Consider the following 26,730-nt stretch of genomic DNA (forward strand, 5'->3'; position numbering starts at 1 on the left):
GAGGCGCAATCGTGTTCGACGCACTCGCCACCCTGCTGGTTTTCGACCTCGCCGGCCTGACGCCGGGCACGCCGCTGGGCCAAGCGCTGCATTTCTTCGTCATGGACGTGGCGAAGATCCTGGCGCTGCTGACCACGGTGATCTACCTGATGGGCTGGCTGCGCGCGCTGCTCACCCCGGAGCGGGTGCGCGCGATGATGCGCGGCCGCTCCGGCCCCGGTGCACGCCTGGTGGCGGTGGGCCTGGGCGCGGTGACGCCGTTCTGCTCGTGCTCGTCGATCCCGCTCTTCATCGGCTTCGTCGAGGCCGGCATCCCGCTCGGCGTGACGCTGTCGTTCCTCATCGCGAGCCCGATGGTCAACCAGGTCGCGGTGGTGGTGCTGGCGGGCGTCATCGGCTGGGAGACGACGCTGATCTACGTGGCGACCGGCCTCACCGTCGCCTTCGTCGGTGGCTACGTCCTGCAGGCTTTCAAGCTGGAGCGCTGGGTCGAGGACTACGTATGGAAGATCCACATGGGCGAGGCGGCGCTCGAGACCGAACGCGATAACAGCCTACGCGCCCGCCACGATTACGCCTGGAACGAGGTGCGGCAGATCGTCGGCCGCATCTGGAAATATGTATTCATCGGCGTCGGCATCGGTGCCTTCATCCACGGTTATGTGCCGGCCGACTTCGTCGCAAAAATCGCCGGCGACGGCAGCGTGCTGTCGGTCATCGTCGCCGTTCTGGTTGGCGTGCCGATGTATTCCGATGCGGTCGGCATCATTCCGGTGGCCGAGGCGCTGCTGGGGAAGGGCGTGCCGCTCGGCACCGTGCTGGCCTTCATGATGGCCGTGATCGCGTTGTCGTTGCCGGAAATGCTGATCTTGCGCAAGGTCGTGAAATGGCCGCTGCTCGGCATCTTCGCCGCCTATCTCGCCGCCGCCTTCGTGCTGGTCGGCGTCCTGTTCAACGCCTTGAGGAGTGTCACCGCATGAGTTCCGAACTGCATCCATCCATCGTCGCGCTGGTTTCGCTGGCGGCGAACATCGCGGCGAATCATCCCAAACAGGGCCTGTGCCAGATCGAGCGCCTGAAGGGCTACGGCGTGTCGCGCGCGCAGATCGACACGGTGGTCGAGATCGCCCGCCATATCCGCGACGAGGCCGCGCAACAGCTCGACGCGAAATTCGACGAGGCCTATGCGGCGCAGTTCGCGCCGAAGGCGACCGCGAAGCTCGCGTCGATCGCGGTGGCTGACGCCGGCGCCTGCTGCACCCCCACGCCCTCGGGCAAGTCCTGCTGCTGAAAGGAGACCATCATGAGTGCACACGAACACGACCAGATCCGCCAACAGGTGCGTGACGCTTACGGCGCTGTCGCGCGCGCCGAATCCGCCGGCTGCTGCGCGCCGAGCACGGGTTGCTGCGCGCCGTCCGATGAGAATGTCGCCGAGTTGCTGTCGCGCGGCATTGGCTACAGCGCCGAGGAGACCGCCGCGGTGCCGGAAGGCGCCAACTTGGGACTCGGCTGCGGCAATCCGCAGGCGATCGCCGCGCTGCAGTCGGGCGAGACCGTGCTCGACCTCGGCAGCGGTGCCGGCTTCGACGCCTTCCTCGCCGCGCGCCAGGTCGGCGCCGAGGGCAGCGTGATCGGGGTCGACATGACGCCCGACATGGTGACGAAGGCCAGAGCCAACGCGGTGAAGGGCGGCTATGCCAACGTCGACTTCCGCCTCGGCGAGATCGAGCACCTGCCGGTAGCCGACGCCACGGTCGACGCCATCATCTCCAACTGCGTCATCAACCTGTCACCGGACAAGGTGCAGGTGTTTCGTGAAGCCTTCCGCGTGCTGAAGCCGGGTGGCCGGCTGGCGTTCTCGGACATCGTTACGACCGCGGAGCTGCCCGAGGCCATGCAGCGCGAAGTCGCGCTGTACACCGCCTGCGTCGCCGGCGCGGCGAGCGTCGACGAACTCACCGCGATGCTCGCCGATGCGGGCTTCGCCGACATCCGTATCGCCCCCAAGGACGCCAGTCGCGAATTCATCCGTAACTGGGCGCCCGGCCGCGGCGTCGAGGCTTACATCGCCTCGGCCACCATCGAGGCGGTCAAGCCGGCCGCGTGAAGGAGAACACAATGAAAGACATCAAGGTACTCGGCAGCGGCTGCGCCAACTGCAAGACCACGCTGAAGCTGATCGAGGAGGTCGCGCAGGCGCGCGGTGTCGCGATCAATCTGGAGAAAGTCGACGACATGGCGGCGATCCTCGGCTACGGCGTGATGTCGACCCCCGGCGTCGTGATCGACGGCAAGGTCGTGCACGCCGGCGGCGTGCCCGACCGCAGGAAAGTCGAGGCCTGGCTGGCGTGACCCCGCCGCCGCGCACACGTCTCTAGACGAGACCCGCGCCGCGCAGCCGCGCGCGCAGGCTGTCGACTTCCTCGAGCACGTCGGCAACGAGCGCCGCCAGTTCCGGCACGGCGTCGAAATCGCGCTCGATCTGCCGCATCCGGCGGGCGCGCACGAGCGCCTCGGCCGAAAAGCGCCACACCCCGGCAACGCTCTCGGCCTCCGGGAACAGACCCGCCTCGATGTGCCCGATCAGCCACGCGGGCTCAACCACACAGGCCGCGGCGACCTGTTCCACGGTCAGCCAGCAATCGTCCATCAGGACGCCAACGAAGACTTCGTTCTCGCTCACGATCAGTTCCTCCCGCGCGGATCGAAGGCAAACTCGCGCGCCATGGATTCATAAAATGCCTTGGCCTGCGGCGTGTCGGCGGGCGGCAGTACGACGCGAAGGTCGAGCAGCAGGTCGCCGGGCGGCTCGCCCGGTATGCCTTTGCCGCGCACCCGCAGCTGCTTGCCGCTCTGGGCGCCTTCGGGAATCCTGACCTTGACCGCCCCGCCCGGGAGCTCGACCGCGACGACCGCGCCGAGCGCCGCCTCCCACGGCGCGACCGGCAGCGTCAGGTAGAGATCCCGCCCGACCGCGCGCAATCGCGAATCCTGTTTGAAGTGGATCTCGAGCAATAGATCGCCGGCCGCCGCCCCGCCGGCTCCTGGCGCTCCTTGCCCCGCAAGGCGGATGACCTGACCTTCGCGCACGCCCTTCGGGATCTTGACGTTGAGCGTGCGGGTCTTGAGCACGACGTGCCCCTGCGGGTCGACCTCGGGCGCGCGCAACGAAACCTGCCGCGTCGCCCCGGTGAACGCGTCGGCGAGATCGAGCACGACCTTGGCGTGATGATCCTCGCCGCGCGCCTGGTAGCCCGCGCGTCCGCCGCGGGTGTGAAAAGGACTGCCGCGCCCGCCTCCGAGCCCGCCGAACAGTTCGGCGAAAAAATCGGAAAAATCTGCGGTCTCCTGGCCGCCGAAACCGCGGCCCGAGAATTCGAAGCCCGCGTCCCAATCGGGCGGCGGGCGGAATTCCTGTCCGGGCTGGTAGCCCTTGCCAAGCTGGTCGTAGGCGGCGCGCTTCTCGGGGTCGGACAGCACCGCGTTCGCTTCGTTGATCTCCTGCATCCGCGTTTCGGCGCCGGCTTCCTTCGAGATGTCGGGGTGATACTTGCGCGCGAGCTTGCGGAAGGCCTTCTTGATGTCGTCCGCCGTGGCGTCGCGCGGCACGCCCAAGATCTTGTAGTAGTCCTTGAATTCCATGAGCAGTCCTTGTCCAGGTACGGGTACGGGTACGGGTGCGGGTACGAGGGCGTTCGCAGGGCGGTGCGCTGCTGCCGACCCAGGTATGAACGATCGCCTCGCTGCTTCAGAATAGCTTCGCTCGGCGATGCGGCTCGAAAGGCCGTGCCGCCTTGACCGCTCAAAACCCGGCGTGTAAGTTCATCGTCACAATCAGACCCCGTCGCATCGACGGCGGGGCGATGCGGAGAACAAGTCGTGACCGACCGACGCAGCGGAGGAGACCCGCCTGTAATGACCCCTATCGCCCTTTTGTTTCAGCACGCCCCCTTTCCGGCCTGGCGCGCCCGCCTGGGGACGCTGCGGCCGCGTTCAATAAATCTGTCATCTATCTCTGTTCCAATTCTGCAGCCGAGCGGCGCCCCTGCGCCTCACGGGCGCATCCAGCCGGACGCGCCCGCTCGCGTCCTTCGCTTAAAAGGTGTGATCGTGCCTTCAACCAAATTGAACGCCAGCCCCGCGGGGCAGCGCGGCTTCACGCTGCTCGAACTGCTCGTCGTGATGGTGATCCTGGGCCTGCTCGCGGGTTACGTCGCACCGCGTTATTTCTCGCAAGTCGGCAAATCCGAAGTGAAGACCGCACAGGCGCAGATTGGCGCGCTCGAAAAAGCGCTCGACCAATACCGCATCGACACCGGCCACTACCCCACCACCGAGCAGGGACTCGCCGCCCTGAACGCGAAGCCCGCCGACGAGGAAAAATGGGACGGCCCCTATCTCAAAAAGGCCGTGCCGAACGACCCCTGGGGCAAGCCTTATCAGTACCGCACGCCGGGCGAACACGGCGAACTCGATCTGTACTCGTTCGGCCGTGACGGTGTCGCCGGCGGCAGCGGCGAAGGCGCCGACATCGGCAACTGGTAGATGCGCTACCGGGTGAAAGCCTTGCGCCCGGGGGTCGGCGTGAGCGCCCTCACGCTCGAGGCGCTCGACGAGACCGAGGTGCGCGCGCGACTACAGCGCGAAGGCCTACAGGTGATTTCCGTCGCCGCCGCGCGCGCCGCCTGGCTCAGACCGCGCGCACGTTTCCCGCTGTTGCTGTTCACGCAGGAGCTGATCGCACTACTCGACGCCGGGCTCACCCTGTCGGAAGCGCTGGAAACACTGGCCGAGAAAGAGCACCGCGCGGAGTCGCGGCAATTGATCGAGCGCCTGCTCGCCAGCATGCGCGAAGGCCGGCCGTTTTCTGCCGCGCTTGCGGCCCAGGACGCCTTCCCGCCGCTTTACGCGGCAACGGTGCGCGCGGCCGAGAGCACGGGCGACCTCTCGCCCGCGCTCGCCCGCTACGTCAGCTACCAGAGCCAGATCGACACGGTGAAGAAAAAGGTCGTCTCGGCGGCGATCTATCCGATGCTGCTCATCGCGGTCGGCACGCTCGTGGTCGCGTTCCTGCTCGGCTACGTGGTGCCGCGCTTCGCCACCGTCTACGCCGACACCGGCCGCGACCTGCCCTGGATGTCGCAGATGCTGCTGCGCTGGGGACAGGCCGTCGACAGCCACGGCGGCCTGATCGCCCTCGCCGCCCTCGCCCTCGGCGGCGGCCTGGTGCTGGCGCTCGCCCAGCCGGCGAGCCGCGCGGCGCTAACCCGCCTCGCCTGGCGTGTTCCTGCGCTCGGCGAACGGCTGCGCACCTTCGACCTCGCGCGCTTCTATCGCAGCCTCGGCATGCTGCTGAGCGGCGGCATCCCGATCGTCTCGGCGCTCGGCATGGTGTCGGGGCTGCTCTCGGCGCAACTGCGCGTCGGCGCGACGACGGCGATGGAAGCGATGCGCCGCGGGCAAAGCATCTCGACCGCATTCGCGCTTGGCGACCTGACGACACCGGTCGCCGCCCGTCTGTTGCGCGTCGGCGAAAAGAGCGGCCGCATGGGCGAGATGATGGAGCGCATCGCGGTCTTCCACGACGAAGAGATGGCGCGCTGGGTCGACTGGTTCACCCGGCTCTTCGAACCGCTTTTGATGGTGTTCATCGGGCTCGTCATCGGGTCGATCGTGGTCCTGCTCTACATGCCTATTTTCGAACTCGCGGGGTCGCTCGAATGAACGCGCCGCAAACGCCGCTCAGCGCCGACGTGCTCGCCGGCTTGCGTCGCGAGGCGCAGGCGGCCGGCCAGAGCATCGTGCTGCGCGTGCAGGAGCAGTTCGGCCTCGACGCCGACACGGCCTTGCGCATGGTCGCCGCGCAGACCCGGTTGCCGGCCTTCGACATGGCGGCACTGAATGCGCTCACCCCCGACTTCAACCGCCTGGGCTTCAGCGAGGCCGCACGGCGGCATTGCGTCGCGGCACGCGACGGGACGTCGAAGCTCTGGCTGCTGCTGACCGATCCCTGGGACAGCGCGGCCTCGGCGTACGCCGCGCACGTGCTCGGCGAGCCTTTCCGGACCGGCCTTGCGCACCCCGCCGATCTCGCCGCGCTGCTCGCTCGCCACGAAGACGGCCTGCGCGCGATGGAGGGCGTGGGCGGCGGCAAAGTCCAGAACGCCGCCGACCCCGGCATCGAGTCGCTGTCTTTCGCCAGCATCGCCGAGGACGCGAGCCCGGTCGTGCGGCTCGTGCGCTCGACGCTCTACGACGCGCTCAAGGCCGGCGCGTCGGACATCCACCTCGAGACCGACGCGCGCGGGCTCACGGTCAAATACCGCATCGACGGCGTACTCTCGCACGTCGCGCAGATCGCCGGAACAGACGTCGCCGAGCAGGCGGTCTCGCGGATCAAGGTCATGTCCGAGCTCGACATCGCCGAGCGCCGCGTGCCGCAGGACGGCCGTTTCAAGGTCGCGATGCAAGGCCGCGAAGTCGACGTCCGCGTGTCGGTGATGCCGAGCGTGTTCGGCGAGGACGCGGTACTGCGCATCCTCGACCGTCAGGCGCTGTCCGAGGAACTGGCGGGCTTGACCCTCGAAGGCCTCGGCTACGCCGGGACCTCGCTCGCCCGAATTCGCAAGCTCGCGGCCGAGCCCTACGGCATGCTGCTCGTCACCGGCCCGACGGGATCCGGAAAGACGACGACCCTGTATGCCGCGATTTCGGAGATCAACCACGGCCGCGACAAGATCGTCACGATCGAGGACCCCGTCGAATACCAGCTCCCGGGCGTCCTGCAGATTCCGGTCAACGAGAAAAAGGGGCTCAGCTTCGCGCGCGGCCTGCGCTCGATCCTGCGCCACGATCCCGACAAGATCATGGTCGGTGAAATCCGCGACGCCGACACGGCCCAGATCGCCGTCCAGTCGGCGCTTACCGGGCACCTCGTGTTCACGACCGTGCACGCGAACAACGTCTTCGACGTCATCGGCCGTTTCATCCACATGGGGGTCGACCCCTACAGCTTCGTCTCGGCGCTCAACGGCATCGTCGCGCAACGGCTCGTGCGCATGACTTGCCAGCACTGCGCGCAAGCCGCGACGCCGAACGCGGAACTGCTCGAGCTGTCCGGGCTCAGTGTCGACGACACGCGCGACTACAACTTCCGCCAGGGCGCGGGCTGCGGCCATTGCCGCGGCAGCGGCTACAAGGGCCGCCGAGCGGTCGCCGAGATCCTGCTCCTCACCGACACCCTGCGCGAACTCGTCGTCGCCCGCGCCCCGATCGGCCAGATCAAGGAAGCCGCGACACGCGGCGGCACGCGCAACCTGCGCGACGAAGCCCTCGCGCTGGTGAAGGCCGGCGACACCACCCTCGAAGAGATCAACCGTGTCACGCTGGTCGGCTGAACGGCTTCGCATCGGACTCTCCCCGGGCGAAGCAGCCTTGCGGCGCGGCGCGCAAACCCTGCGGCTGCGCGCCGCGGAACGCGGACCGGGCGCGCTGCTCGCGCCGCTGGCCGAAGCCCTTGCCGATCCTGCCTGGCAGGGAGGTCCGGTGGACGTCGTGTTGTCGCAGCACTTCGTCCGCCACGTCACGACACCGCCCCCGCTCGCCGCGCTCGCGCGCGACGAGGCGCACGCGCTGGTCAGCGCGGGCTTCGAGGACATCTACGGCGAGGAGGCCGCGGCCTGGACCGTCGCGGTCCACGATCAGCCGCCGCACCATGGTCTCGTCGGCGCCGCGGTCGACACGGCCTTCGTGCAGCGCCTCGACGCACTCCTGGCCGCGCAGGGCTTTCGCGCAAGCACGATCCGTCCGCTGTGCGCCGTCGCCGCGCCGCGCCTGCCGCGCAAGTTCAACGGCTGGTGGGCGCTGATCGAGCCGGGCTGGATGAGCCTGTTCCGACTGCGACGCGGCATCTGGGAAGCGACCGCGGCGCAGCCTGTCGACACCGCGTGGCCCGAGGCGCTCACCGAGTTCACCGCACGCGACGCCGACAGCGCAGCGCCCCCCGCGGTCTGCGTACAGCCGGTCGGGGTCGGCGCGGTCGCCGCCGCCTCCAACGCCGCGTGGCAGGTGCTCGCGCACGACGATGCGGCATACGGCGCGCTGGCGCTCGCGGGAATCTGAGCGTGGCCCGCCTCGACTTCGACTTCCATGCCCGGACGCGTCGCCCCGGAAACATCGCGATCGTGCTCGCGCTTGCCGGCGTGCTGGCTCTCGGGCTGTCGTGGAATGCGCTGCAGACCGCGCGCATGCGCGAAGCCGGGCTCGACCTCCAGATCGCCGCACTCGAACGGACGCCGCTCCGCCCCGTGGCGCGGCAGGCCGCAGCGCAAGACGCGGCAATCCCCCGTGTGCTCGCCCAGCTCGCGTATTCGTGGCAGCCGGCGTTCGCAGCACTGGCCGCGGCACGCAGCGACAAGATCGCGCTCGTCGCACTCGACGGATCGCAGGCGAAAAGCCAGCTGAAGCTCGTCGCCGAAGCGCGCCGGCTCGCCGATGCCGTCGACTTCGTCGACGCGCTGCAGCGACAGCCCGCGGTCAAGCGCGCCGCGCTGTTCCAGCACGAGGTGCAGGCCGACACCGCGCAGCAGCCGGTACGCGTCAGCATCGTCGTGGAGCTCGAGTCGTGAACGCGCTGCTGTGGCGGCTTCGGCAGGGTGCACGACGCCTCGGTGCGACCGGCCTTGTTGGCCTGGCCCTGCTTGCCGCCGCGCTCGGTTTGCAGCTGACCGCGGTGACAGCGACGCAGGCCTCGGTTGCCGCGAAGGAGGCAAGGCTCGCGCAATTGCGCGTCGCCGCGCAGGCGCGCGCGGCGCACCCGGCGCCCCCGCCGGTCGATCCGCTGGCGCGATTGCCGGCCAAGGGCAGCGCTTCCCGGCAGATCGGCGAGCTCGAACGGCTCGCACGTGACCACGGCCTCGAGCTGCCGCGCGGCCAGTACAGCGTCTCGGCCCTGAGCGGCACGCCGCTCCTGCGCTGGCAACTCGTGCTCCCGGTCGAAGCGAGCTATGCGCCGCTCCATGCCTTTCTCGTCGCCGCGCTCGCGCATTCGCCGAACCTGACGCTCGACGAATTCAAGCTCAAGCGCGAGCGGATCGAGTCCCCCGAACTGCAGGCCGAGCTGCGCCTGAGCCTGTTCGTCGAGGCCAAGCCATGAACGATAAACGCCGGCGTTTGCTCCTGTTCGTCGCACTCGCCGCAGTCGTCGGCTGGTCGAGCCGGCTTGCACTCGACGAGGCGGCGGTTGACGCGGAAGACGCGGCGATCGAACTCGCGGAGCCCGCGCGCGTCCGCGCCGACGCCCCGCGCGCCGCGGCGCCAGCCGCCGCGGCCAGCGCCAAGGCCGAGCCGGTAACAAAGGCGCGGCTCGAACTTGCCCGTGCCGACCTCTTTCCGCAGCAGACCTGGTACGTCCCGCCTCCGCCACCGCCTCCACCGCCCGCGCCGCCGCCCCCCCCGCCCCCGCAGGCGCCCGCGCTGCCGTTCGCCTACATGGGGCGCTGGGACGAAGCGGGCACCGTCACCTACTACCTCGCCCGCGGCGGCGCCAAACCCGTGAGCGTGCGCCCCGGCGAGGTTTTGGACGGCGTCTGGCGCCTCGAACCGACCACGGGTCGCACGCTCAGTTTCACCTACCTGCCGCTGAACCAGACGCGCAGTCTGCAAACAGGAGAATAAGTTGTCCTTCCATCCGTCGCCCTTGCTCACCGCGCTGGTCGCGTTCAGCCTGACCGCGTGCGCAGGCACCGGTCTCAAGGAGGGCCGCAAGCTGATCGACGCCGGGCAGCCCGAGGCCGGGATCGCGCGCCTGCGCACCGCCCTGGCCGAAGAACCCGACAACATCAAGCTCAAGGCCTACTACCATACGCAGCGCGAGCGCATCGCCAGCGAACTATTGGTGCGGGCGCAACAGGATGTCCACGCCGCACGCTTCGACGCGGCCGAAACCAAGCTCGACAGCGTGCTCGAAATGCATCCGGAAAATCCGCGCGCGCTCGCCCTGCGCGCCAATCTCGAGACGGCGCGCCGCCACGAAGCGGCCTTGCAGCAGGCGAACAAGGCGCTCGCCGCGGGTAAGGTCGACGCGGCCGCGCAGGCTGCGCGCGAGATCCTCGCGCAGGCGCCGGGGCATGCCGGCGCGCTTGCCCTGCTGCGGCAGACCCAGGCCGCGCACGCGCCCGACGAACTCGCGATGCGCCGGCTCGGCCCGGCCTTTCACAAACCGATCACGCTGGAATTTCGCGACGCGCCGCTGCGCAACGTCTTCGACATGATCGCCCGCCAGTCCGGCCTCAACTTCGTTTTCGACAAGGATGTCCGTCTCGACACCAAGGCCACGCTGTTCGCGCGCAACACGCCGATCGACGAGGCCGTCGACATGCTCCTGATGACCGGGCAGCTGTCGAAAAAGGTGGTCAACGCCAACACGCTGTTGATTTATCCCGACCAGCCGCAGAAGCAGAAGGCCTACCAGGAGCTGATGGTGAAAAGCTTCTACCTCGGCAACGCCGACGCCAAGGCGACGATGGCAATGCTGCGCACGCTGGTCAAGGCGAAGGACCTGCACGTCGACGAACGGCTCAACCTGCTGGTCATGCGCGACACGCCCGATGCGATCCGTCTCGCCGAGCGCATCGTCGCCGTGCAGGACCTGGCCGAGCCCGAGGTCATGCTCGAGGTCGAGGTGCTCGAAGTGAAGCGCGGGCGCCTGCTCGACCTCGGCATCCAGTACCCGACCAATTTCAGCCTGCTCAACCTGCCGCCGGCGACGAGTTCGACCATCGGCCCCGGCGGGGTCGTCACCAATACGACCCCGCCGCCATCGGTGCTGACCGTCGAGAGCCTGAAGAACATCACGGCGAGCCAGATCGCGATCAGCCCGACGCCCGGCGTCGACCTCAGAAAGCAGGACAGCGACGTCAACATCCTCGCCAATCCGCGCATCCGCGTGAAGAACCGCGAAAAGGCCAAGATCCACATCGGCGACAAGGTGCCGGTGATCACGTCCAACACGACGTCGACCGGCGTCGTCTCCGAATCGGTGTCGTATCTCGACGTCGGCCTCAAGCTCGACGTCGAACCGAGCGTGCTGATGCGCGAGGACGTGCAGATCCGCGTCGGCCTCGAGGTTTCCAACATCGTGCGCGAGATCCGCAGCGGCAACGGCACGCTGACCTACCAGATCGGGACGCGCAACGCCGGCACGACGCTGCGCCTGAAGGACGGCGAGACCCAGGTGCTCGCCGGCCTGATCTCGGACGAGGACCGCAGCACGGCGAGCCGCATTCCCGGGCTCGGCGATCTGCCGCTGATCGGCCGCCTGTTTTCGAGCCAGCGCGACGAGCGCAACAAGACCGAAATCGTGCTTCTGATCACGCCGCGGGTGCTGCGCAGCGACGCGACGCGGCTGCCCGCACTGACCGAATTCCGGGGCGGCACCGAGAACGCGATCGGCGGCGGCGGCGCCGTGCCGTTCAGCGCGCCGGCCCTGCCCGAAGCGTCGCAGCCGCCGCTGCCCGACGAAGGCCCGACCTCGCCGTCGGCGATTGCACCCGCGCCCGAGTCGGAGATCCCGCCGGCGCCCGACACGTTCGGGACGCCGAGCGTGCCTGTCCCACAGATTCCCGCACCGCCGGACGCGGCCGATTGACGATGGCCCGCGCGCCCGCAGGCTTCAGCCTGATCGAACTCATGGTCACGCTGGCCGTGCTGGCGCTCCTGGCGAGCGTCGCGCTGCCCTATGGCCAGCTTGCGCTGCAACGCCAGAAGGAGGTCGAATTGCGCGAGGCATTGCGCGAGATCCGCGGCGCGCTCGACGCCTACCGCCAGGCCGTGCGCGAGGGCCGGGTCGACGCGCCGGCCGACGCGAGCGGCTATCCGCCCGATCTCGACGCGCTCTGGCAGGGCGTCGCCGACAAGACCAAGCCGGACGCAAGCAAGCTTTATTTCCTGCGTCGTCTGCCGCGTGATCCCTTGTTCCCCGACGCGGCGGCGCCGCCCGCGTCGACCTGGGGCCTGCGCAGCTATGCGAGTCCGCCCGACGCCCCGGCCGCCGGAAAAGACGTATTCGACGTCTATTCGCTTTCGCCCGCGCTCGGCCTCAACGGCGTGCCCTACCGTGAGTGGTGACGACATGCGGCGGCGCCGCGGCTTCACCCTGGTCGAACTACTGGTCGTGATGGCGATCGTCGCGCTGCTCCTGACTCTCGCCATGCCACGTTATTTCGGCCACCTCGAAAGTTCGCGCGAAACGATCCTCAGGCAGGATCTGGCCGTGATGCGCGACGCGATCGACAAATACAACGGCGACACCGGCCGTTACCCCGAAAGCCTCGAGACCCTGGTCGAGGCCCGTTATCTGCGCGCGGTACCGGTCGACCCGATCACCGAACGCGCCGACACCTGGCAACCGCTGCCCCCCCCGGACCCCGAATCGGGCGGCGTGTACGACGTCAGGAGCGGCGCCCCCGGCACGGCGCGCGACGGGAGCAGCTATGCCGACTGGTGAGCGCGGCCAACGCGGCTTCACCTATCTCTACGTGCTGCTGATGATCGCGCTCGTCAGCCTCGGCCTGGCTGCGGCGGGCACGGTCTGGCGCACCGAGGCACGGCGGGCGAACGAAGCCGAATTGCTGTTCGTCGGCGCGCAGTACCGCCAGGCCATCGAGAGCTACTACACGCTCGACCCGGGCCTGCCGCGGCTGCCGCAAAGCGTCGCCGACCTGCTCGAGGACCGGCGCCGGCCCGAGCCGGTACGCCATCTGCGGCGGGCCTACCGCGATCCGATCACCGGCAGGGAAATGCAGTCCATCGTGGCGGAGGGCGAAGGCATCGTCGGCATGATGAGCGCAGCGCCCGGCCGTCCACTCAAGCAGGCGGGCTTCCCGCCCGAAGAGCAGGACTTCAGCGATGCCGAAAGCTACGCCGAGTGGCGCTTCGTCTTCGTCCCGCCGACCGCGCCGCGTGCCGACGGCGCATTCCCCGACGCGGCGGGCGCGCCCGGCCCGGCGCTGGACGGCTCAGGGCGCATGGACGCCCCCATCGAGCCCGGATACCCGCGATGAAACGCAGCCCCTTCCTGCAGCCGCTTTCCCGCGAACACCATGCCGCGCTCGTGCTGGCGCGCGCCTGCGAGCGGGCAGGCCGTTCGGGAAACGCCGACGACGTCGCCGCGACCTGTGCGCGTGCCATGCGCGAATACGCGGCACAGATCGAAGCCCATTTCGATCTCGAGGAGCGGCACCTGCTGCCGCTGTTGCAGAGCGACGCGGGGCAAGCGCTGGTGCGACGCACGCTCGCCGAGCACCGTGCGCTGCGCACTTTGCTCGACGGCTTGCGGCAGAACGACGCCGCGGCGCTCGCCCGTTTCGGCGACACGCTGGCGGCCCATGTGCGCTTCGAGGAGCGCGAACTCTTCCCGGCCATCGAAGCCGTGATGTAAGGCGTTCAACCGAAGCCGACGGCCGGCTTGGGGCTCGCGCGGCGCTTGCCTATAGTGAGTCTTTTCATCCAGGACCACGGAGACCCACATATGGCCAGAAGGACCAGCACCTCGACCCCCCGCACCCAGCCCTCGGAGGCGGTGCGCGGCTGGGATATGCCCAACGACGAACGTGAACGCATGATCCGCGAGGCGGCCTATTACCGCTATGTGCGCCGCGGCTACAGCGATGGACAGGACCTCGACGACTGGCTCGCCGCCGAGGCCGCGCTCTTCGCCGGCGAATGGGAACTCGCGGTCGACAAGCAGGGCCGCGACCTGCCGGCGGCGGACGAGGAGCCCGAAATCCAGCAACAAAGCGCGCGCAGCGCCGGCAAGGACGACGCGGTCAAGCGCGCGATCAGGAAAAGCCCGCGACGCGCGATTCCGCAGATCGAAGGCATCGATCCGGCGGAAGCGCCGGCGCGCGAATAAACCCGGAAATAAACGCCGCGGCGCCGGCTTGCGCCCGGCAGTGGCTCAGCTGATCGGCACCGAGCGCGCCTGTTCGCCGGGCAGCTTGGGCAGGCGCACGGTCAGAACGCCGTTGCTGTAGCTCGCCTCTGCCTTGTCGCTGTCGACGTTGCGCGGCAGGGGAACGCTGCGGTGAAACACGCCGTAGGCCCGCTCCATGACGTGATAGGTGCTGTCGTGGGCCTCGCGTGCGAAGTGTTTCTCGCCGGACAGCCTCAGCGTGTTGCCCTCGATCGTGATCGTGCACTCTTCCTTCTTCATGCCCGGCACTTCGAGGCGCACGAGCACGTCCTTCTCGGTTTCCTCGACTTCGCCCGCGAGCAGCGCCCAATGCGGAAAATCAAGGGGCCCGCCCTGTTCGGCCTCGTCCTTGTCCTTGTCGCGCGCAAAGTGCGTCAGCGCGTTGCCGCTGCTGCTGAGCAGTTCCCGCCAGCCTTCGGCGAGGCTTTCCCATGCGCGGTTGAGTTCGCGTCCGATGTTCTTTCCGGCTTGTTTCAGCGTGTGCAACATGACAGTGTCCTTTCGTCGTAGAGCTGTTTCAGATTAGTCGAGCCGTCGCCAAAAGGTGCGGCGCTGCTGGGACACCGCGCGTCGGCTCGCGTTCACCCGCGCGGTCCCCGCACCCCGCGCAGCGCCGTGTTCTATACCCATAGGGCGCCCCCTGACGCCGCCTATGCCCACGCACAACGCCGATATCGCCGCGGTCTTTTCCGAAATCGCCGACCGCCTTGAAATCCAGGGCGCCAACCCGTTTCGCATCCGCGCCTACCGCAACGCGGCGTTGACGCTCGGCGAGCTCGCGCAGGACGCGCGCGGCATGCTCGCCAAAGGCGAGGACTTGCGGCACATCCCCGGCATCGGCGACGACCTGGCGAGCAAGATCAGCGAAATCGTCGACACGGGCCGCTGCGATCTGCTCGAACGCCTGCGGCGCGACCTGCCGCCGGCCGTCACCGAGTTGCTGCGCATTCCCGGTCTCGGTCCGCGCCGGGTCCGCGCGCTCTATCACGATCTGCAGGTACAGACCGTCGAGCAGCTCTACCGCGCGGCGCGCGACGGCCGCATCCGCGCGTTGCCCGGTTTCGGCGAAAAAACCGAGCTTCACATCATCGAGGCGATCGAGGCACACGCGAGCAAGACGCAGCGCTTCAAGCTCGCCGTCGCCGCCCAGTATGCCGACGCGCTCAGCGCATTCCTGCAGACCCAGCCCGGGGTAACAAAGGTCGCGGTCGCCGGCAGCTTCCGGCGCATGCGCGAGACCGTCGGCGACCTCGACATCGTCGCGACGGCTGCCGCCGACAGCCCCGTGATCGCGCGGCTGACCGGCTACGACGAGGTCGCGACCGTCCTCGGGGCAGGCAGCACCCGCGCAAGCGTCGTCCTCAAGAGCGGCCTGCAGGTCGATCTGCGCGTCGTCGCCGAGCAGGCGTTCGGCGCGGCGCTGCACTATTTCACCGGATCCAAGGCCCACAACATCGCGCTCCGGCGGATCGCGCAAAGGCGCGGCCTCAAGATCAACGAGTACGGCGTGTTCCGCGACAGCGAGCGCATCGCCGGCGAGGACGAGAGCTCGGTCTACCGCAGCGTCGACCTGCCCTGGATTCCGCCCGAACTGCGCGAGGACCGCGGCGAAATCGAGGCCGCGCGCGCCGGCCATCTGCCGCGGCTGGTCGAGCGCGCCGACCTGCGCGGCGACCTCCACGCGCACACCACGGCGACCGACGGCCACGACAGCCTGCGCGAGATGGCGCGCGCAGCCCAGGCGATCGGCCTCGAGTATCTCGCGATCACCGAACACTCACGCCGTCTCGCGGTGGCACGCGGACTCGACCCGCTCCGACTCGCGCGGCAATGCGACGCGATCGACCGGCTCAACGCCGAACTCGACAGCTTCACCTTGCTGAAGGGCATCGAGGTCGACATCCTCGAAAACGGCGATCTCGACCTCCCCGACGACGTGCTCGGCCGCCTCGACCTGGTCGTCGGCGCGGTGCACAGCCGATTCGACCTCTCGCGCGCACGGCAGACGCGCCGCATCCTGCGCGCGATGGAACACCCGCACTTCACGCTGCTCGCGCATCCCACCGGGCGCCGGCTCGAGCACCGCGAGCCCTACGACGTCGACATGCTGCGCATCATCCGCGAGGCGAAAAGCCGCGGCTGCTTTCTCGAACTCAACGCCCATCCCGAACGCCTCGACCTGCTCGACACCCACTGCCACATGGCGAAGGAGGAAGGCGTGCTCGTGAGCGTCAACTCGGACGCGCACAGCCGCTTCGACTTCGCGAACCTCAGTTACGGGATAGGGCAGGCGCGCCGCGGCTGGCTCGAGAAGGACGACGTCCTCAACACCCGACCGCTCGCGGCGCTGAGACCGCTGCTGAAGCGCACGATGTAAGCCGGCGCCTGCGCGGCTTTTCGGCCGCCACTGACGCAGAGCGGCGTCAGCCGGCTCGCAGCCCCGGCAGCGCGCGTGTCACTCCGCCTCGGGCCCGCCGGGCGGCAGCTGGTGGTGACCGACGCTCACGCGCTTGGCCTGCGGGCCTTCGGCTGCCGACATGTCCTCGATGAACTTGACCGCGTCGCCCTCGCCGAGCTGCTCGAGCCTGACATTCACGAGGTTGGCGGCACTGAAATACCGCTCCTCGCCGTCCGGGCGGCGCACAAAACCGTAGCCCTCGTCGGGATAGAGACGGACGACCTCGCCGATGAACTCCCGGTCGTGGGTCTTGGTCTCACGGCGCAACCGCCGCGAATAGTCGTCGAGCTGGCGCCGCGCGGCGTCGAACGCGTCACGCAGCGCGACATAGACGTCTTCGTGCGCATCGCGGTTGACGACGATCTCGCTTCCCGGCACGCCGATATCGATCCGCAACTTGAATACCTTGCCCTGATGCTTGTGCTGGTGCGGCACTTCGAGCACCACGCGGCAGGACATGATCGGCTGGAAAAACGTCTCGAGCTTGTCGGCCTTCTCGCGGATGTGCGCCTCGAGCGCTTCGGAGGGCTCGATGTCGCGGAATGTGATCTGCAGCGGTGTCTTCATCGTCTCGTCCTTGCTTTGAGATTCGGAGATGGCGCGCGATGGCCCCTCGTCCCGGCCGGGCGGTGCTCAGGCCGGAGGGGTTCGGCTCAATGGAGTTCCTCGTCCTCGTCGTGGTGGAAGACGAGATCCTCGAGCGCGACGGCGGTCGGCTCCCCGACCGGCTGCTCACGGACCGGATGCTCCGCGATCACGACGGCCTGAAACATCCATTGCTCCTTCTCGAGCCAGCAGTAGCCGAACTGCCCGTTGTGCAAGCACTCCCTCGATTGCATGTCGTCTGCCCGCCTTTCGTCTCGAACGCGTGCTTCCAGTCTGGCACAGATTTTTCGCTCTGCCCCGGCGGGCAGCGACGGGGACGGCTGCTATAAAAAAAACGCGTAGCGCGTTTCCATCCTGCTCACCGTTTCTGGAACAGCCATGATTCCCAATTCCATCGATGTCTCGAGCCGCGTCAGCCCCAGGCTGACCGCCCTTCTGCTTAGCCGGATCAACGACCCCGACACCGAACAGCCGGTGACCCTGATCGCGGTGCGGCGCTTCCTGGCCGACCTGCTGCCGCGGGACTTCCGCGAGGCCGAACGGCTGCATCGCTTCGACGTCAGCGAATCGCTGCTCGACGAGCTCGACGCGCTGATCGAGGAATTCGACCAGAATGCGCTCGCCCTCGATTTCGCCCAGGCGTCGGCGAGCGAGGCCTTGTCGCGCGTGATCGAGGCCATGCTCGACGACGAAAACAACGAGAATCCGCCGACGCTGAGCCAGGTGCGCGCCGCCCTGCTCGACGGTCTCGGCGCGCGGCTCATCGGCGAAGGCGTGCTCGACGACGATGAGGACGACACGCTGCTTGCCGAAATCGACGCGCTGATCGAGCAGTTCGGCGAGAACACTTCCGCCGAGGAGTGCCTGCGCTATGAATGAGCACGGCGCGGGGGGACTTCCGTGCTGAGAAACACGCGGACCCGCCGCGCGCTCGCGGTGGCGCTGATCGTCGCCGGCGGGGCGCTGCTCTACCTCGCCCCCGAGGCCTGGGCCGGCGGCGTCGTGGTGCTCGCGCTCGGCGTGCTGCTCGAACTCGCCGGCGTCGTGCTCGAGCGCCGCAGCTGAGGCACGGCAGCCGTGGATTCATCGTCCTAGTATGAAAGCACACCCTTGCGCCGCCTGCGTCAGGGGCAGATTCATGCCCTGCGGCGTGCGCGGCCGCCTGCCCAGCCGGTTCTTCGACCTGAAAGGAGCCCCCCGATGAAAACCTTCAACGGTTTCACCCCTGTCCGCCATGACCGTCTGATCGAGGAAGCCCGAATCGATCCCTACCGCGCGACCCGCAAGCCGCCCGAGCCGACCGTGTGCCCGCAATGCAGCGCGGTATTCCACGAGGGCCGCTGGCAGTGGATCGCCAAGCCGGCGAATGCGCACGAGGAATTGTGCCCCGCGTGCCGGCGCATCGCCGAGGAACTCCCGGCCGGTTTCGTTTCTATCGGCGGGCCCTTCTTCCAGCAGAACCGCGACGAACTGATGAACCTGATCCGCAACGAAGAAGAGCGCGCCAAGGCCGAGCACCCGTTGAAGCGCATCATGAAGATCGAGGACGACGCCGACGGCATCCTCGTGACGACGACCGAGATCCATCTCGCCCGCGGCATCGGCGAGGCGCTTCACCACGCCTACCAGGGCGAACTCGAATTCCATTACAACGAAAACGAAAACCTGCTGCGCGTCGTGTGGGAACGTTAGGGCACCCGACTCTCTCTTCCTTTGGCGGCCCATGCGCGCGATGCCGCCCCGGGCCTGCCGCAGCGCGGCACCCCGCACGGCGCGCTTGCGAGCGCCGCGTCCATTCAACACGAGGCAAGGATCCGTCCGATGCACCCGATCACCTTCCGCCTGCCGATCAAGATCCTGCCGCAGCCGGACGAGACGACCTGCGGGCCGACCTGCCTGCATGCCGTCTACCGTTACTGGGGCGACGACGTCCCGCTTTCGGCGGTGATCGACCGCACGCACCGCCTCGAACACGGCGGCACCTTCGCGATTTTTCTGGCCTGCGACGCGCTGCGCCACGGCTATGAAGCGACGATCTACACCTACAACCTCACGGTCTTCGACCCGAGCTGGTTCAAACCCGGCGTCGACATCGCCGAGCGGCTTGCGCGCCAGCGCGAGCTCAAGCACGACACGCGGCTCCAGCACGTCACCGAGGGCTACCTCGAATTCCTCAGACTGGGCGGCAAGCTGCGCCTGACCGACCTGTCGCGACCGCTGATCAAGGGCCTCCTGCGGCGCAATCTGCCGATCATCACCGGGCTCAGTTCGACCTACCTCTACCGTGCGATGCGCGAACACGGCCCCGACGACCAGCCTGACGATCTGCGCGGCCTGCCGTCCGGCCATTTCGTCGTGATCGCCGGCTACGACCGCGAGCGCCATACCCTGCTCGTCGCCGACCCTTACTCGCGCCACCCCTACACGCCGTCGCACGAGTATTGGGTCAGCATCGACCGCGTCATCGGCGCGGTGCTGCTCGGCATCGTCACCCACGATGCCAACCTGCTGTTCATCTATCCGCCGCGCGCGTTGCCGCGGGCCTGAACGTGCGCGTCCTCATCGTCGTCGACGACCCGCCCGACTGGCCCCTCGACATCCCCGGCATCGGGGTCGTCGCGGCCGAGGCCTATCTGACCGACCCGACCTACGGCGACGACCGCTCGGTCAAGGTCTTCAACCTCTGCCGCTCCTACCGCTACCAGAGCACGGGCTACTACGTCTCGCTGCTCGCCGAAGCGCGCGGGCACCGCCCGCTGCCCCGGGTCGGCACGATCGAGGACCTCGCCTCGCCGAAGCTGTTGCCGCTCCTGGTCGGCGACCTCGACGCGCTGGTGCAGACCGCGCTGGCCCCGATCAAGTCGCAGAGCTTCGAGCTCAGCATCTATTTCGGCCGCAACGTCGCGAGCCGTTACGACGCCTTGAGCCAGCAGCTGTTCGCCCGCCTGCAGGCACCGCTGCTGCGTGCATATTTCGAGCGCCGCAACGGCGACTGGCGGCTCGCGGAGGTGCAGGCCATCGCGGCGAGCGAAATCCCGGTCCCGCACCGCGAGTTCGTCGTCGAGGCGGCGACGGCCCATTTCACCGGCCATCGCCGCATCACGCGCAAGCGCGCGGCGCCGCGCTTCAATCTCGCGATCCTGCACGACCCGGCCAATCCCGAGCCGCCGTCCAACGCGCGGGCGATGCGCCGCTTCGAGAAGGCTGCCGAAGAGCTAGGCCTCCAGGTCGCCTTGATCACACGCAACGACCTCGAGCGCCTGCCCCGCTTCGACGCCCTCTTCATCCGCGACACGACCTATCCCAACCATTACACCTACAGCTTTTCGCGTCGGGCCGCCGCCGAGGGCCTGGTCGTGATCGACGACCCCGACTCGATCCTCAAATGCAACAACAAGGTCTATCTCGCCGAACTGCACGTCCGCCACCACATTCCCGCGCCGCGAACGCTGGTCGTGCACCAGGGCAACATCGGCGCGATCGTCGCGACTCTCGGGCTGCCGTGCGTGCTCAAGCAGCCCGACAGTTCCGGATCGCTCGGCGTCGACCGGGTCGACACCGAGCCCGAGCTGCTCGCCAAGGTGAGGACAATGCTGCGCAAGTCCGAACTCGTCGTCGCCCAGGAATGGCTGCCGACGGCCTTCGACTGGCGGATCGGCGTCCTCGACCACCGCCCGCTCTACGTCTGCAAATACTTCATGGCGCCCGGCCACTGGCAGATCGTCAAGCGCGAGCCCGGCCGCAAGGGCTACCAGGAAGGCCGCGTCAAGGCGGTCGCGGTCGCCGAGGTGCCGGAGGAAGTGATCAAGATCGCGCTGCAGACGGCCGACCTCATCGGGGACGGGCTCTACGGCGTCGACGTCAAGGTCGTCGGCAATCGCTGCTACGTCATCGAGGTCAACGACAACCCCAACATCGACGCCGGCAACGAAGACGGCGTGCTGAAGGACGCGCTCTACCGCGAAATCATGGGCTCCTTCGTGCGTCGCCTCGAGGCCCGCAAGCTGGGTCATCCCCAATGAATCCGCCTGCGCTCGACGCCTTTGCGGGTTACGGCGTCGAGCTCGAATACATGGTCGTCGCGCGCGACACGCTCGCCGTGCTGCCGATCGCCGACCGTCTGCTCGCGAGCGCCGCCGGCCGCGCGGCCAGCGCGGTCGTGCGCGGCGGTTTCGGCTGGTGCAACGAAATCGTCCTGCATCTGGTCGAGATCAAGAATCAGGCGCCCGCCCCGGCGCTCGCGCCGCTCGCCGCCGGCTTTCAGGCCGAGGTCGCCGCGATCGGGCAATTTCTGCAGCCGCTCGGCGCGCGCCTCATGCCGACCGGTATGCATCCGTGGATGGACCCGCGGCGCGAAACCCGCCTCTGGGCGGACGATCCGGCCGGCATCTACCGCGCCTACGACCGCATCTTCGACTGCCACAGCCACGGCCAGGCCAACCTGCAGAGCATGCAGCTCAACCTGCCCTTCGCCGACGACACGCAATTCGCCCGCCTGCACGCCGCGATCCGGCTCGTCCTTCCGATCCTGCCCGCGATCGCCGCGAGCTCGCCCCTGGCCGATGGCCGTCCGGCCGCCCACCTCGACGCGCGCATGGCCGCCTACGCCGGCGCCGTCGCGCGGGTTCCCGCCGTGATCGGCGAACTCGTGCCCGACACGGCCACCGGCCGCGCCGACTATGTCGAACAGGTGCTCGCGCCGATGTACCGCGCGATCGCGCCGCTCGACCCGGACGGTGTGCTGCAGCACGAATGGCTCAACGCGCGCGGCGCAATTCCGCGCTTTGAACGCGACGCGATCGAAATCCGCGTGGTCGACATGCAGGAATGCCCCGCGGCCGACCTCGCGATCGCCGCGGCGACCGCGGCGGCGGTGCGCGCGCTCTACGACGCGACCTGGTCGTCGCTGTCCGAACAACAGGCGATCGCGACCCCCGTCCTCACGCGGCTGATGCACGCCTGCGTGCGGTACGGCGACGCGGCACTGATCGACGACGGGCCCTATCTGCGGCTGCTCGGACTACCTGCCCACCCCGTCGCGGCGGCCGAGGTCTGGCAGCACCTGATCGAAACCACCGGCGTCGGTCGCGCCGCGCCCTGGCGCGAGCCGCTGCAATGCATGCAGCAGCAGGGACCGCTCGCGCGCCGGATCTTGCGCGCCCTCGGGGCCGATGCGACGCGGCAGCGCCAGCATGCGGTCTACGAAGCGCTCTGCGATTGCCTCGATGCCGGGCGGATGTTCACGCCGTGACGATGCCCGGGAGACCCGCGCTCCTGATCAGTTGCGAACATGGCGGCAGGCGCATTCCACCGCCCTACCGCAGCCTGTTTGCCGGCCACGACGCGCTGCTGCGCAGCCATCGCGGCCACGATCCCGGCGCGCTTGCCCTCGCACGTGAGATGGCCGCAGCTTTCGGCGCGCCACTTATCCAGTCGACGGTCAGTCGCCTGCTCGTCGACCTCAACCGCTCGCCCGGCCATCCCCGCCTGTATTCGCCGATGACCCGCGGGCTACCCGCCGCCGCGCGGCGCGAAGTCTTCGCACGCTATTACTTGCCTTATCGCGCGCGTATCGAAGCCTACGTGGCGCGCGTGATCGAAAACGGCGAGCGTCTCGTCCACATCGCGTCGCATAGCTTCACGCCGGTGCTCGACGGCGAGGTGCGCCATGCCGATGTCGGCCTGCTCTACGACCCGTGGCGTCCCGGCGAGGTCGCACTGTGCCGCGGCTGGCAGCGCGCCATCGAGGCCCGCGCGCCAGCTTGGAAGGTGCGCCGCAACTACCCCTATACCGGCAGCTCCGACGGCCTGACCGCTTACCTGCGCAAGCGGTTCGGACCCGCGCAGTACGTGGGCGTCGAACTCGAAGTCAACCAGAAATACGTTTTCGCGCGTGGCCGCGCGTGGCGCGCGCTGCGCGAAACCCTGATCGAGACCCTCGGCGACGCGCTCTGAAGCGGCGCTCGCGTTCGGAGCCGTCCGCCGCCTACAATCAGAAACGTCAACAACCCAGCCCGCGCCCGGTGACGAATCTTCCGATCTCGACTCGACTGCTGTTGAGCTACCTCCTCGTCGCCGTGCTGCCGCTTGCCGGCCTCGCGGCGTTCTATCTCGCCTCGTTCGAGGCCTCGCTGACGCAAACCGTGCTCGCGAACATGGCGAGCGTCGCCGACAAGAAAGCCGCGCAGATCGACAGCTACCTGCGCGAGCGCTCGGAGGACGTCGCCCAGCTCGCCCTGCGCCCCGCGGTCCGCAACGGGTTGCTCGAACTCACGCGCGCGTTTCGCGCGGGCGGCCCCGCTGCGCCGGCCTATCTCGACGCCACGCTTCAACTGCGGCGGGCGCTCGAAGATGGCGGAGCCGCGTCGGGTTTCTACGACCTGCTGCTGGTCGACGCCGAAGGCAACGTGCTGTTCACGCTCAAGCGCGAGCCCGACCTGCTCTCGAATTTGCGCCACGGCCCCTACCGCGACACCGAACTCGCAGCGGGATACGCGCGCGCGATGCGGAGCGGCAAGCCGCTGCTCACGCGCTTTGCGCCCTACGCGCCATCCGACAACCGCCCGACGGCGTTTTACGTGACGCCCCTGCGCATCGACGGCGAGGTCCACGGCGCGCTCGCCTTGCAGCTCGACGTGCAGCGCCTCATGACGGTCACGGTCGACCGCATCGGCCTCGGACGCACTGGCGAAACGGTTCTGGCGCAACGCGACGGGGACGAGGCGTATTACACCGGCCCGCTGCGCCACGTGCGTGACGCCGCCTACCGCTATCGCGTGCCGCTCAAGCAGGGGGCTGCCCCGATGATCGCGGCGCTCGCCGGCAGGAATGGCGACGGGGTCGTGCGCGACTACGCCGGGATCGAGACGGTCGCGGCGTGGCGTCATCTTCCGGCCCTGGACTGGGGCATGGTCGTGAAAATCGACGCCGACGAGGCGCTCGCGCCCGCGCACCATTTGCGCCAGCTGACCTACGTGGCGCTCGCGCTGTTTCTACTGCTCTCGGCTGCAACCGCCTTTTTGCTCGGCCGCCGCTTCGCCCGCCCGATTCGCGCGATGACGCGCGTCGCGGACCAGATCGCCGCCGGCGATCTGCGTCAGCGCGTGCCGCAGGACGGAGGCGACGAACTCGGACGTCTGGCCGCTGCATTCAATCGCATGGCCGACACGCTGGCGGCGTCCTATGACAACCTCGAAGCCGAGGTGGAAAAACGCTCGCGCGAATTGCGCGAACTTTCCGCGCTGCAGGGCGCGATCCTCGAGCACGCGGGGGCGCTGGTCGTGGTCCTCGACCGCGAGGGCCGCATCCGCCGCTTCAACCGTGCGTGCGAGGCTTTGACGCAGTATTCGTTTTCCGAGGTCGAAGGCCGCCAGGTATGGGATTTCATCCCGCCCGAGGAACGACGGATCGTGCAGGACGAGGCGTTTGCGGTCCTCTTCAACGATCCGGAGCAGTCCCGGAGCACGCTCACCAATCACTGGGTCGCGCGCGACGGAGGTCGCCGTCTGATCGAATGGTCCAATTCCGTGTTGCACGACGCGCAGGGCAAAGTCGAATTCGTCGTCGCCGTGGGCAACGACGTCACCGATAAAATGCGGGCCGAAGCCGCGCTCAAGGAAAGCGAGAGCCGGCTCAAAGAGGCGCAGCGTATCGCCCAGGTCGGCAGCTGGGCGCTCGATCTCGTCACGGGTAAATTGATCTGGTCGGACGAGATGTTTCGCATTTTCGAAACCGACGAGGCGGCGTTCGGCCAGTCGTACGAGGCCTTCCTCGATGCACTCCATCCGGAAGACCGGGAGCACGTGAACAAGGCCTACATGCATTCGGTCACCAACCACACGCCCTATGACCTCGTCCACCGGCTTCTTCTGCCGGACGGCCGGGTCAAATGGCTGCATGGGCGCGGCGAGACACGCTACGGCAAGAACGGCGATCCGATCGCTTCCTGCGGTACCGTGCAGGACATCACGGCCCGCAAGAAGCAGGAAGACGCGCTGCGGCTCTACGCGAGCATTTTCGAGCACAGCGGCGAAGCGATCCTGATCGCCGACCAGGCGCGCCACATCATCGCGGTGAACCCTGCGTTCACCAACCTGACGGGCTATGCGCTCGACGACATCCGCGGCGAGGAACCGACCATTCTTGCCGGGGGGCAAGCGTCCGAAGAGAGCTATCGCAGCACCTGGGCGTCGCTCGAGCAAACTGGCTATTGGCAGGGCGAAATCATCGACCGCCGCAAGGACGGGACGCTCTATCCGAAGTGGATGGCGGTATCGGTCGTGCGCGATGCGGACGGCGTCCTCACCCATTACGTCGCGAGTTTCACCGACATCACCGAGCGCAAGCTCGCAGAGGCACAGATCAAACATCTCGCCTATCACGACCCGCTCACCGGGCTCAGCAACCGCTTCAGCCTTCAGACGCAACTCGACCAGACCCTCGCGCTGGCGCGTCGCGAACAGCGCACCCTGGCGGTCGTCTTCCTCGACCTCGACCGCTTCAAGTCGATCAACGATAGCCTCGGTCACGCGCTCGGCGACCAGTTGCTCGTCGAGGTCGCCCGTCGTCTGCGCGACAACGTACGCGACAGCGACATCGTCGCACGCCTCGGCGGCGACGAGTTCGTCGTCGTGCTGACCGAAGTGGGCGACGCAGCAGGCGCGGCGCGCGTGGCCGACAAGCTGCTGGGCGCGCTGGTTCCGCGCTACCGGATCGGCGGGCACGCGCTGCACACCACCGCGAGCATCGGGATCTCGCTCTATCCGCACGACGGCGACGACGCTGACGCTTTGATGAAGAACGCCGATACCGCGATGTATCACGCCAAATCGCAAGGTCGCGACAACGTGCAGTTCTTTACGCCCGAGATGAATCAGTCGGTGCTCAAACGCCTGCAGTTCGACCACGATCTTCGGGTGGCCGTCGAAGCAGGCCAGTTCGAATTGCATTACCAGCCGCAGATCAACAGCACGAGCGGCCGGGTCGTGAAGGTCGAAGCGCTGGTTCGCTGGCAGCACCCGCGCGAGGGCTTGGTGTCGCCGGCAGAATTCATTCCGATCGCCGAGGAGACAGGACTGATTCTGCCGCTTGGTGAGTGGGTGCTCAACGAGGCCTGTCGCCAACTCAGGCTCTGGCGCGACGCGGGTATCACCGACCTGACCGTCGCGGTCAATCTTTCGGCGCATCAGTTGCACTCGCCCGCCCTGATTCCCATGGTCGCGCGCACACTCGGCAACCACGGACTCGAGGGCGCCGACCTCTGTCTCGAAATCACCGAGTCGGTCGCCATGCGCGACACGACGGCAAGCATCGCGCAACTCCAGGCGCTGCGCGACCTCGGCATTCATCTGTCAATCGACGACTTCGGCACAGGCTACTCGTCGTTGAGTTACCTCAAGCTGCTGCCGATAGACACGCTGAAACTCGATCAGTCCTTCGTGTGCGAGATCGAGTTCAACCCCAGCGACGTCGCGATCTGTGCGGCGACGATCGCGCTCGCGCACAGTCTCGGTCTCGAGGTCGTCGCCGAAGGTATCGAGACCGAGACCCAGCGCAGGCTGCTCGCCTCGCATCGCTGCGACTTCATGCAGGGCTATCTGTTCAGCGCGCCGCTGCCGGCAGAGCGCGCGCTTGCCTACATACGCGAGCAGCAGGCCGCGTGAGGGGCGGCATGCCGACACGAAGCGGCGAC

General features: G+C 68.1%; 31 protein-coding genes. 26 read left to right on the forward strand and 5 right to left on the reverse strand.

Annotated elements, in window-relative coordinates; genetic code table 11:
- Positions 1-11 precede the first annotated feature (11 nt).
- From TBD_RS07120 to TBD_RS07135, 4 genes are read left to right on the forward strand one after another with little or no spacing between them, the layout of a single operon-like run.
- Positions 12-980, forward strand: a complete 969-nt coding sequence (locus tag TBD_RS07120) for a permease (protein WP_011311939.1) — start codon at positions 12-14, stop codon at positions 978-980.
- Complete coding sequence (locus TBD_RS07125) at positions 977-1,291, forward strand: hypothetical protein (protein ID WP_041432494.1); 315 nt, start codon at positions 977-979, stop codon at positions 1,289-1,291. The genes TBD_RS07120 and TBD_RS07125 overlap by 4 nt, the downstream gene beginning before the upstream one ends.
- A 12-nt stretch (positions 1,292-1,303) precedes the next feature.
- Positions 1,304-2,110: an arsenite methyltransferase gene (locus tag TBD_RS07130; protein ID WP_011311940.1), complete on the forward strand. Its 807-nt coding sequence runs from the start codon at positions 1,304-1,306 to the stop codon at positions 2,108-2,110.
- An 11-nt stretch (positions 2,111-2,121) separates the two neighbouring features.
- Positions 2,122-2,355, forward strand: coding sequence for a thioredoxin family protein (locus TBD_RS07135; RefSeq protein ID WP_011311941.1), 234 nt, complete (start codon positions 2,122-2,124; stop codon positions 2,353-2,355).
- Positions 2,356-2,377: 22 nt separating this feature from the next.
- On the opposite strand, the gene TBD_RS07140 is transcribed toward TBD_RS07135, so the two are convergent.
- Entirely contained in the window at positions 2,378-2,686 is a 309-nt protein-coding gene (locus TBD_RS07140) for a chaperone modulator CbpM (protein ID WP_011311942.1), read from the reverse strand.
- Between the two features lie 2 nt (positions 2,687-2,688).
- Positions 2,689-3,645, reverse strand: a complete 957-nt coding sequence (locus tag TBD_RS07145) for a DnaJ C-terminal domain-containing protein (RefSeq protein WP_011311943.1) — start codon at positions 3,643-3,645, stop codon at positions 2,689-2,691.
- Positions 3,646-4,113: 468 nt separating this feature from the next.
- Here TBD_RS07145 and gspG point away from each other — a divergent pair, with 468 nt between their 5' ends.
- From gspG to TBD_RS07210, 13 genes are all read left to right on the forward strand, one after another.
- Positions 4,114-4,548: a type II secretion system major pseudopilin GspG gene (gene gspG / locus TBD_RS14985; protein ID WP_238376433.1), complete on the forward strand. Its 435-nt coding sequence runs from the start codon at positions 4,114-4,116 to the stop codon at positions 4,546-4,548.
- Positions 4,549-5,727: a type II secretion system F family protein gene (locus tag TBD_RS07155; RefSeq protein ID WP_011311945.1), complete on the forward strand. Its 1,179-nt coding sequence runs from the start codon at positions 4,549-4,551 to the stop codon at positions 5,725-5,727. It begins immediately after the preceding gene.
- A complete protein-coding gene (locus TBD_RS07160; RefSeq protein WP_011311946.1) occupies positions 5,724-7,400 on the forward strand; it encodes a GspE/PulE family protein in 1,677 nt (558 codons plus the stop codon). Before TBD_RS07155 ends, TBD_RS07160 begins: the two co-directional genes overlap by 4 nt.
- On the forward strand, positions 7,381-8,124 hold the full coding sequence (locus TBD_RS07165) for a hypothetical protein (protein WP_011311947.1): 744 nt from the start codon (positions 7,381-7,383) through the stop codon (positions 8,122-8,124). The genes TBD_RS07160 and TBD_RS07165 overlap by 20 nt, the downstream gene beginning before the upstream one ends.
- Positions 8,125-8,126: 2 nt before the next feature.
- Positions 8,127-8,630 (forward strand): hypothetical protein, encoded by a 504-nt coding sequence (locus TBD_RS07170; protein WP_011311948.1) that lies wholly within the window; start codon positions 8,127-8,129, stop codon positions 8,628-8,630.
- A complete protein-coding gene (locus TBD_RS07175) occupies positions 8,627-9,157 on the forward strand; it encodes a hypothetical protein (RefSeq protein ID WP_011311949.1) in 531 nt (176 codons plus the stop codon). The genes TBD_RS07170 and TBD_RS07175 overlap by 4 nt, the downstream gene beginning before the upstream one ends.
- Positions 9,154-9,678, forward strand: a complete 525-nt coding sequence (locus tag TBD_RS07180) for a hypothetical protein (RefSeq protein WP_011311950.1) — start codon at positions 9,154-9,156, stop codon at positions 9,676-9,678. The genes TBD_RS07175 and TBD_RS07180 overlap by 4 nt, the downstream gene beginning before the upstream one ends.
- Position 9,679: 1 nt before the next feature.
- Complete coding sequence (locus TBD_RS07185) at positions 9,680-11,650, forward strand: secretin and TonB N-terminal domain-containing protein (protein WP_011311951.1); 1,971 nt, start codon at positions 9,680-9,682, stop codon at positions 11,648-11,650.
- Between the two features lie 2 nt (positions 11,651-11,652).
- Positions 11,653-12,129: a type II secretion system protein gene (locus TBD_RS07190; RefSeq protein ID WP_011311952.1), complete on the forward strand. Its 477-nt coding sequence runs from the start codon at positions 11,653-11,655 to the stop codon at positions 12,127-12,129.
- Positions 12,130-12,133: 4 nt separating this feature from the next.
- Positions 12,134-12,508 carry a type II secretion system protein gene (locus TBD_RS07195; protein ID WP_041432498.1) on the forward strand — a complete coding sequence of 125 codons (375 nt, stop codon included), beginning with the start codon at positions 12,134-12,136 and terminating at the stop codon, positions 12,506-12,508.
- Positions 12,495-13,064, forward strand: a complete 570-nt coding sequence (locus TBD_RS07200) for a type II secretion system protein (protein WP_011311954.1) — start codon at positions 12,495-12,497, stop codon at positions 13,062-13,064. Before TBD_RS07195 ends, TBD_RS07200 begins: the two co-directional genes overlap by 14 nt.
- Positions 13,061-13,441, forward strand: a complete 381-nt coding sequence (locus tag TBD_RS07205) for a hemerythrin domain-containing protein (protein ID WP_011311955.1) — start codon at positions 13,061-13,063, stop codon at positions 13,439-13,441. Before TBD_RS07200 ends, TBD_RS07205 begins: the two co-directional genes overlap by 4 nt.
- Positions 13,442-13,531: 90 nt before the next feature.
- Positions 13,532-13,915 carry a DUF2934 domain-containing protein gene (locus TBD_RS07210; RefSeq protein WP_011311956.1) on the forward strand — a complete coding sequence of 128 codons (384 nt, stop codon included), beginning with the start codon at positions 13,532-13,534 and terminating at the stop codon, positions 13,913-13,915.
- A 45-nt stretch (positions 13,916-13,960) separates the two neighbouring features.
- Here TBD_RS07210 and TBD_RS07215 read toward each other — a convergent pair whose 3' ends face one another.
- Positions 13,961-14,464 carry an Hsp20/alpha crystallin family protein gene (locus TBD_RS07215; RefSeq protein WP_011311957.1) on the reverse strand — a complete coding sequence of 168 codons (504 nt, stop codon included), beginning with the start codon at positions 14,462-14,464 and terminating at the stop codon, positions 13,961-13,963.
- A gap of 163 nt (positions 14,465-14,627) precedes the next feature.
- On the opposite strand from TBD_RS07215, the gene polX reads away from it, so the two are divergent.
- Positions 14,628-16,352 carry a DNA polymerase/3'-5' exonuclease PolX gene (gene polX, locus TBD_RS07220; RefSeq protein ID WP_011311958.1) on the forward strand — a complete coding sequence of 575 codons (1,725 nt, stop codon included), beginning with the start codon at positions 14,628-14,630 and terminating at the stop codon, positions 16,350-16,352.
- A 78-nt stretch (positions 16,353-16,430) separates the two neighbouring features.
- On the opposite strand, the gene hpf is transcribed toward polX, so the two are convergent.
- Both hpf and TBD_RS07230 read right to left on the reverse strand, forming a co-directional pair.
- Positions 16,431-17,000 (reverse strand): ribosome hibernation-promoting factor, HPF/YfiA family, encoded by a 570-nt coding sequence (gene hpf, locus TBD_RS07225; protein ID WP_011311959.1) that lies wholly within the window; start codon positions 16,998-17,000, stop codon positions 16,431-16,433.
- 86 nt (positions 17,001-17,086) lie between these two features.
- Complete coding sequence (locus TBD_RS07230) at positions 17,087-17,272, reverse strand: hypothetical protein (protein WP_011311960.1); 186 nt, start codon at positions 17,270-17,272, stop codon at positions 17,087-17,089.
- A 145-nt stretch (positions 17,273-17,417) separates the two neighbouring features.
- Between TBD_RS07230 and TBD_RS07235 the strand changes: the two genes are divergently transcribed.
- From TBD_RS07235 to TBD_RS07265, 8 genes are all read left to right on the forward strand, one after another.
- On the forward strand, positions 17,418-17,918 hold the full coding sequence (locus TBD_RS07235) for a hypothetical protein (RefSeq protein ID WP_011311961.1): 501 nt from the start codon (positions 17,418-17,420) through the stop codon (positions 17,916-17,918).
- Between the two features lie 21 nt (positions 17,919-17,939).
- Positions 17,940-18,104, forward strand: a complete 165-nt coding sequence (locus tag TBD_RS14990) for a hypothetical protein (RefSeq protein ID WP_011311962.1) — start codon at positions 17,940-17,942, stop codon at positions 18,102-18,104.
- A 135-nt stretch (positions 18,105-18,239) separates the two neighbouring features.
- Complete coding sequence (locus TBD_RS07240; protein ID WP_011311963.1) at positions 18,240-18,731, forward strand: BCAM0308 family protein; 492 nt, start codon at positions 18,240-18,242, stop codon at positions 18,729-18,731.
- A gap of 129 nt (positions 18,732-18,860) precedes the next feature.
- The gene (locus TBD_RS07245; RefSeq protein WP_011311964.1) at positions 18,861-19,586 is read left to right on the forward strand and encodes a hypothetical protein; all 726 of its coding nucleotides are present in this window, start codon (positions 18,861-18,863) and stop codon (positions 19,584-19,586) included.
- Between the two features lie 2 nt (positions 19,587-19,588).
- A complete protein-coding gene (locus TBD_RS07250) occupies positions 19,589-21,061 on the forward strand; it encodes a RimK family alpha-L-glutamate ligase (protein WP_011311965.1) in 1,473 nt (490 codons plus the stop codon).
- On the forward strand, positions 21,058-22,290 hold the full coding sequence (locus TBD_RS07255; RefSeq protein WP_011311966.1) for a glutamate-cysteine ligase family protein: 1,233 nt from the start codon (positions 21,058-21,060) through the stop codon (positions 22,288-22,290). The genes TBD_RS07250 and TBD_RS07255 overlap by 4 nt, the downstream gene beginning before the upstream one ends.
- A 2-nt stretch (positions 22,291-22,292) precedes the next feature.
- Positions 22,293-22,994, forward strand: coding sequence for an N-formylglutamate amidohydrolase (locus TBD_RS07260; protein WP_041432504.1), 702 nt, complete (start codon positions 22,293-22,295; stop codon positions 22,992-22,994).
- Between the two features lie 101 nt (positions 22,995-23,095).
- The gene (locus TBD_RS07265) at positions 23,096-26,701 is read left to right on the forward strand and encodes a bifunctional diguanylate cyclase/phosphodiesterase (protein ID WP_238376434.1); all 3,606 of its coding nucleotides are present in this window, start codon (positions 23,096-23,098) and stop codon (positions 26,699-26,701) included.
- Positions 26,702-26,730 lie beyond the last annotated feature (29 nt).

The organism is Thiobacillus denitrificans ATCC 25259 (assembly GCF_000012745.1).
Lineage (GTDB): Bacteria > Pseudomonadota > Gammaproteobacteria > Burkholderiales > Thiobacillaceae > Thiobacillus > Thiobacillus denitrificans_B.

Coding starts and splice junctions, on each gene's coding strand:
- TBD_RS07125 (WP_041432494.1), top strand. CDS start 977: ATGAGTTCCGAACTGCATCCATCCATCGTCGCGCTGGTTTCGCTGGCG.
- TBD_RS07130 (WP_011311940.1), top strand. CDS start 1,304: ATGAGTGCACACGAACACGACCAGATCCGCCAACAGGTGCGTGACGCT.
- TBD_RS07135 (WP_011311941.1), top strand. CDS start 2,122: ATGAAAGACATCAAGGTACTCGGCAGCGGCTGCGCCAACTGCAAGACC.
- TBD_RS07145 (WP_011311943.1), bottom strand. CDS start 3,645: ATGGAATTCAAGGACTACTACAAGATCTTGGGCGTGCCGCGCGACGCC.
- TBD_RS07155 (WP_011311945.1), top strand. CDS start 4,549: ATGCGCTACCGGGTGAAAGCCTTGCGCCCGGGGGTCGGCGTGAGCGCC.
- TBD_RS07160 (WP_011311946.1), top strand. CDS start 5,724: ATGAACGCGCCGCAAACGCCGCTCAGCGCCGACGTGCTCGCCGGCTTG.
- TBD_RS07180 (WP_011311950.1), top strand. CDS start 9,154: ATGAACGATAAACGCCGGCGTTTGCTCCTGTTCGTCGCACTCGCCGCA.
- TBD_RS07190 (WP_011311952.1), top strand. CDS start 11,653: ATGGCCCGCGCGCCCGCAGGCTTCAGCCTGATCGAACTCATGGTCACG.
- TBD_RS07195 (WP_041432498.1), top strand. CDS start 12,134: ATGCGGCGGCGCCGCGGCTTCACCCTGGTCGAACTACTGGTCGTGATG.
- TBD_RS07200 (WP_011311954.1), top strand. CDS start 12,495: ATGCCGACTGGTGAGCGCGGCCAACGCGGCTTCACCTATCTCTACGTG.
- TBD_RS07205 (WP_011311955.1), top strand. CDS start 13,061: ATGAAACGCAGCCCCTTCCTGCAGCCGCTTTCCCGCGAACACCATGCC.
- TBD_RS07210 (WP_011311956.1), top strand. CDS start 13,532: ATGGCCAGAAGGACCAGCACCTCGACCCCCCGCACCCAGCCCTCGGAG.
- TBD_RS07215 (WP_011311957.1), bottom strand. CDS start 14,464: ATGTTGCACACGCTGAAACAAGCCGGAAAGAACATCGGACGCGAACTC.
- polX (WP_011311958.1), top strand. CDS start 14,628: ATGCCCACGCACAACGCCGATATCGCCGCGGTCTTTTCCGAAATCGCC.
- hpf (WP_011311959.1), bottom strand. CDS start 17,000: ATGAAGACACCGCTGCAGATCACATTCCGCGACATCGAGCCCTCCGAA.
- TBD_RS07230 (WP_011311960.1), bottom strand. CDS start 17,272: ATGCAATCGAGGGAGTGCTTGCACAACGGGCAGTTCGGCTACTGCTGG.
- TBD_RS07235 (WP_011311961.1), top strand. CDS start 17,418: ATGATTCCCAATTCCATCGATGTCTCGAGCCGCGTCAGCCCCAGGCTG.
- TBD_RS07240 (WP_011311963.1), top strand. CDS start 18,240: ATGAAAACCTTCAACGGTTTCACCCCTGTCCGCCATGACCGTCTGATC.
- TBD_RS07245 (WP_011311964.1), top strand. CDS start 18,861: ATGCACCCGATCACCTTCCGCCTGCCGATCAAGATCCTGCCGCAGCCG.
- TBD_RS07255 (WP_011311966.1), top strand. CDS start 21,058: ATGAATCCGCCTGCGCTCGACGCCTTTGCGGGTTACGGCGTCGAGCTC.
- TBD_RS07260 (WP_041432504.1), top strand. CDS start 22,293: ATGCCCGGGAGACCCGCGCTCCTGATCAGTTGCGAACATGGCGGCAGG.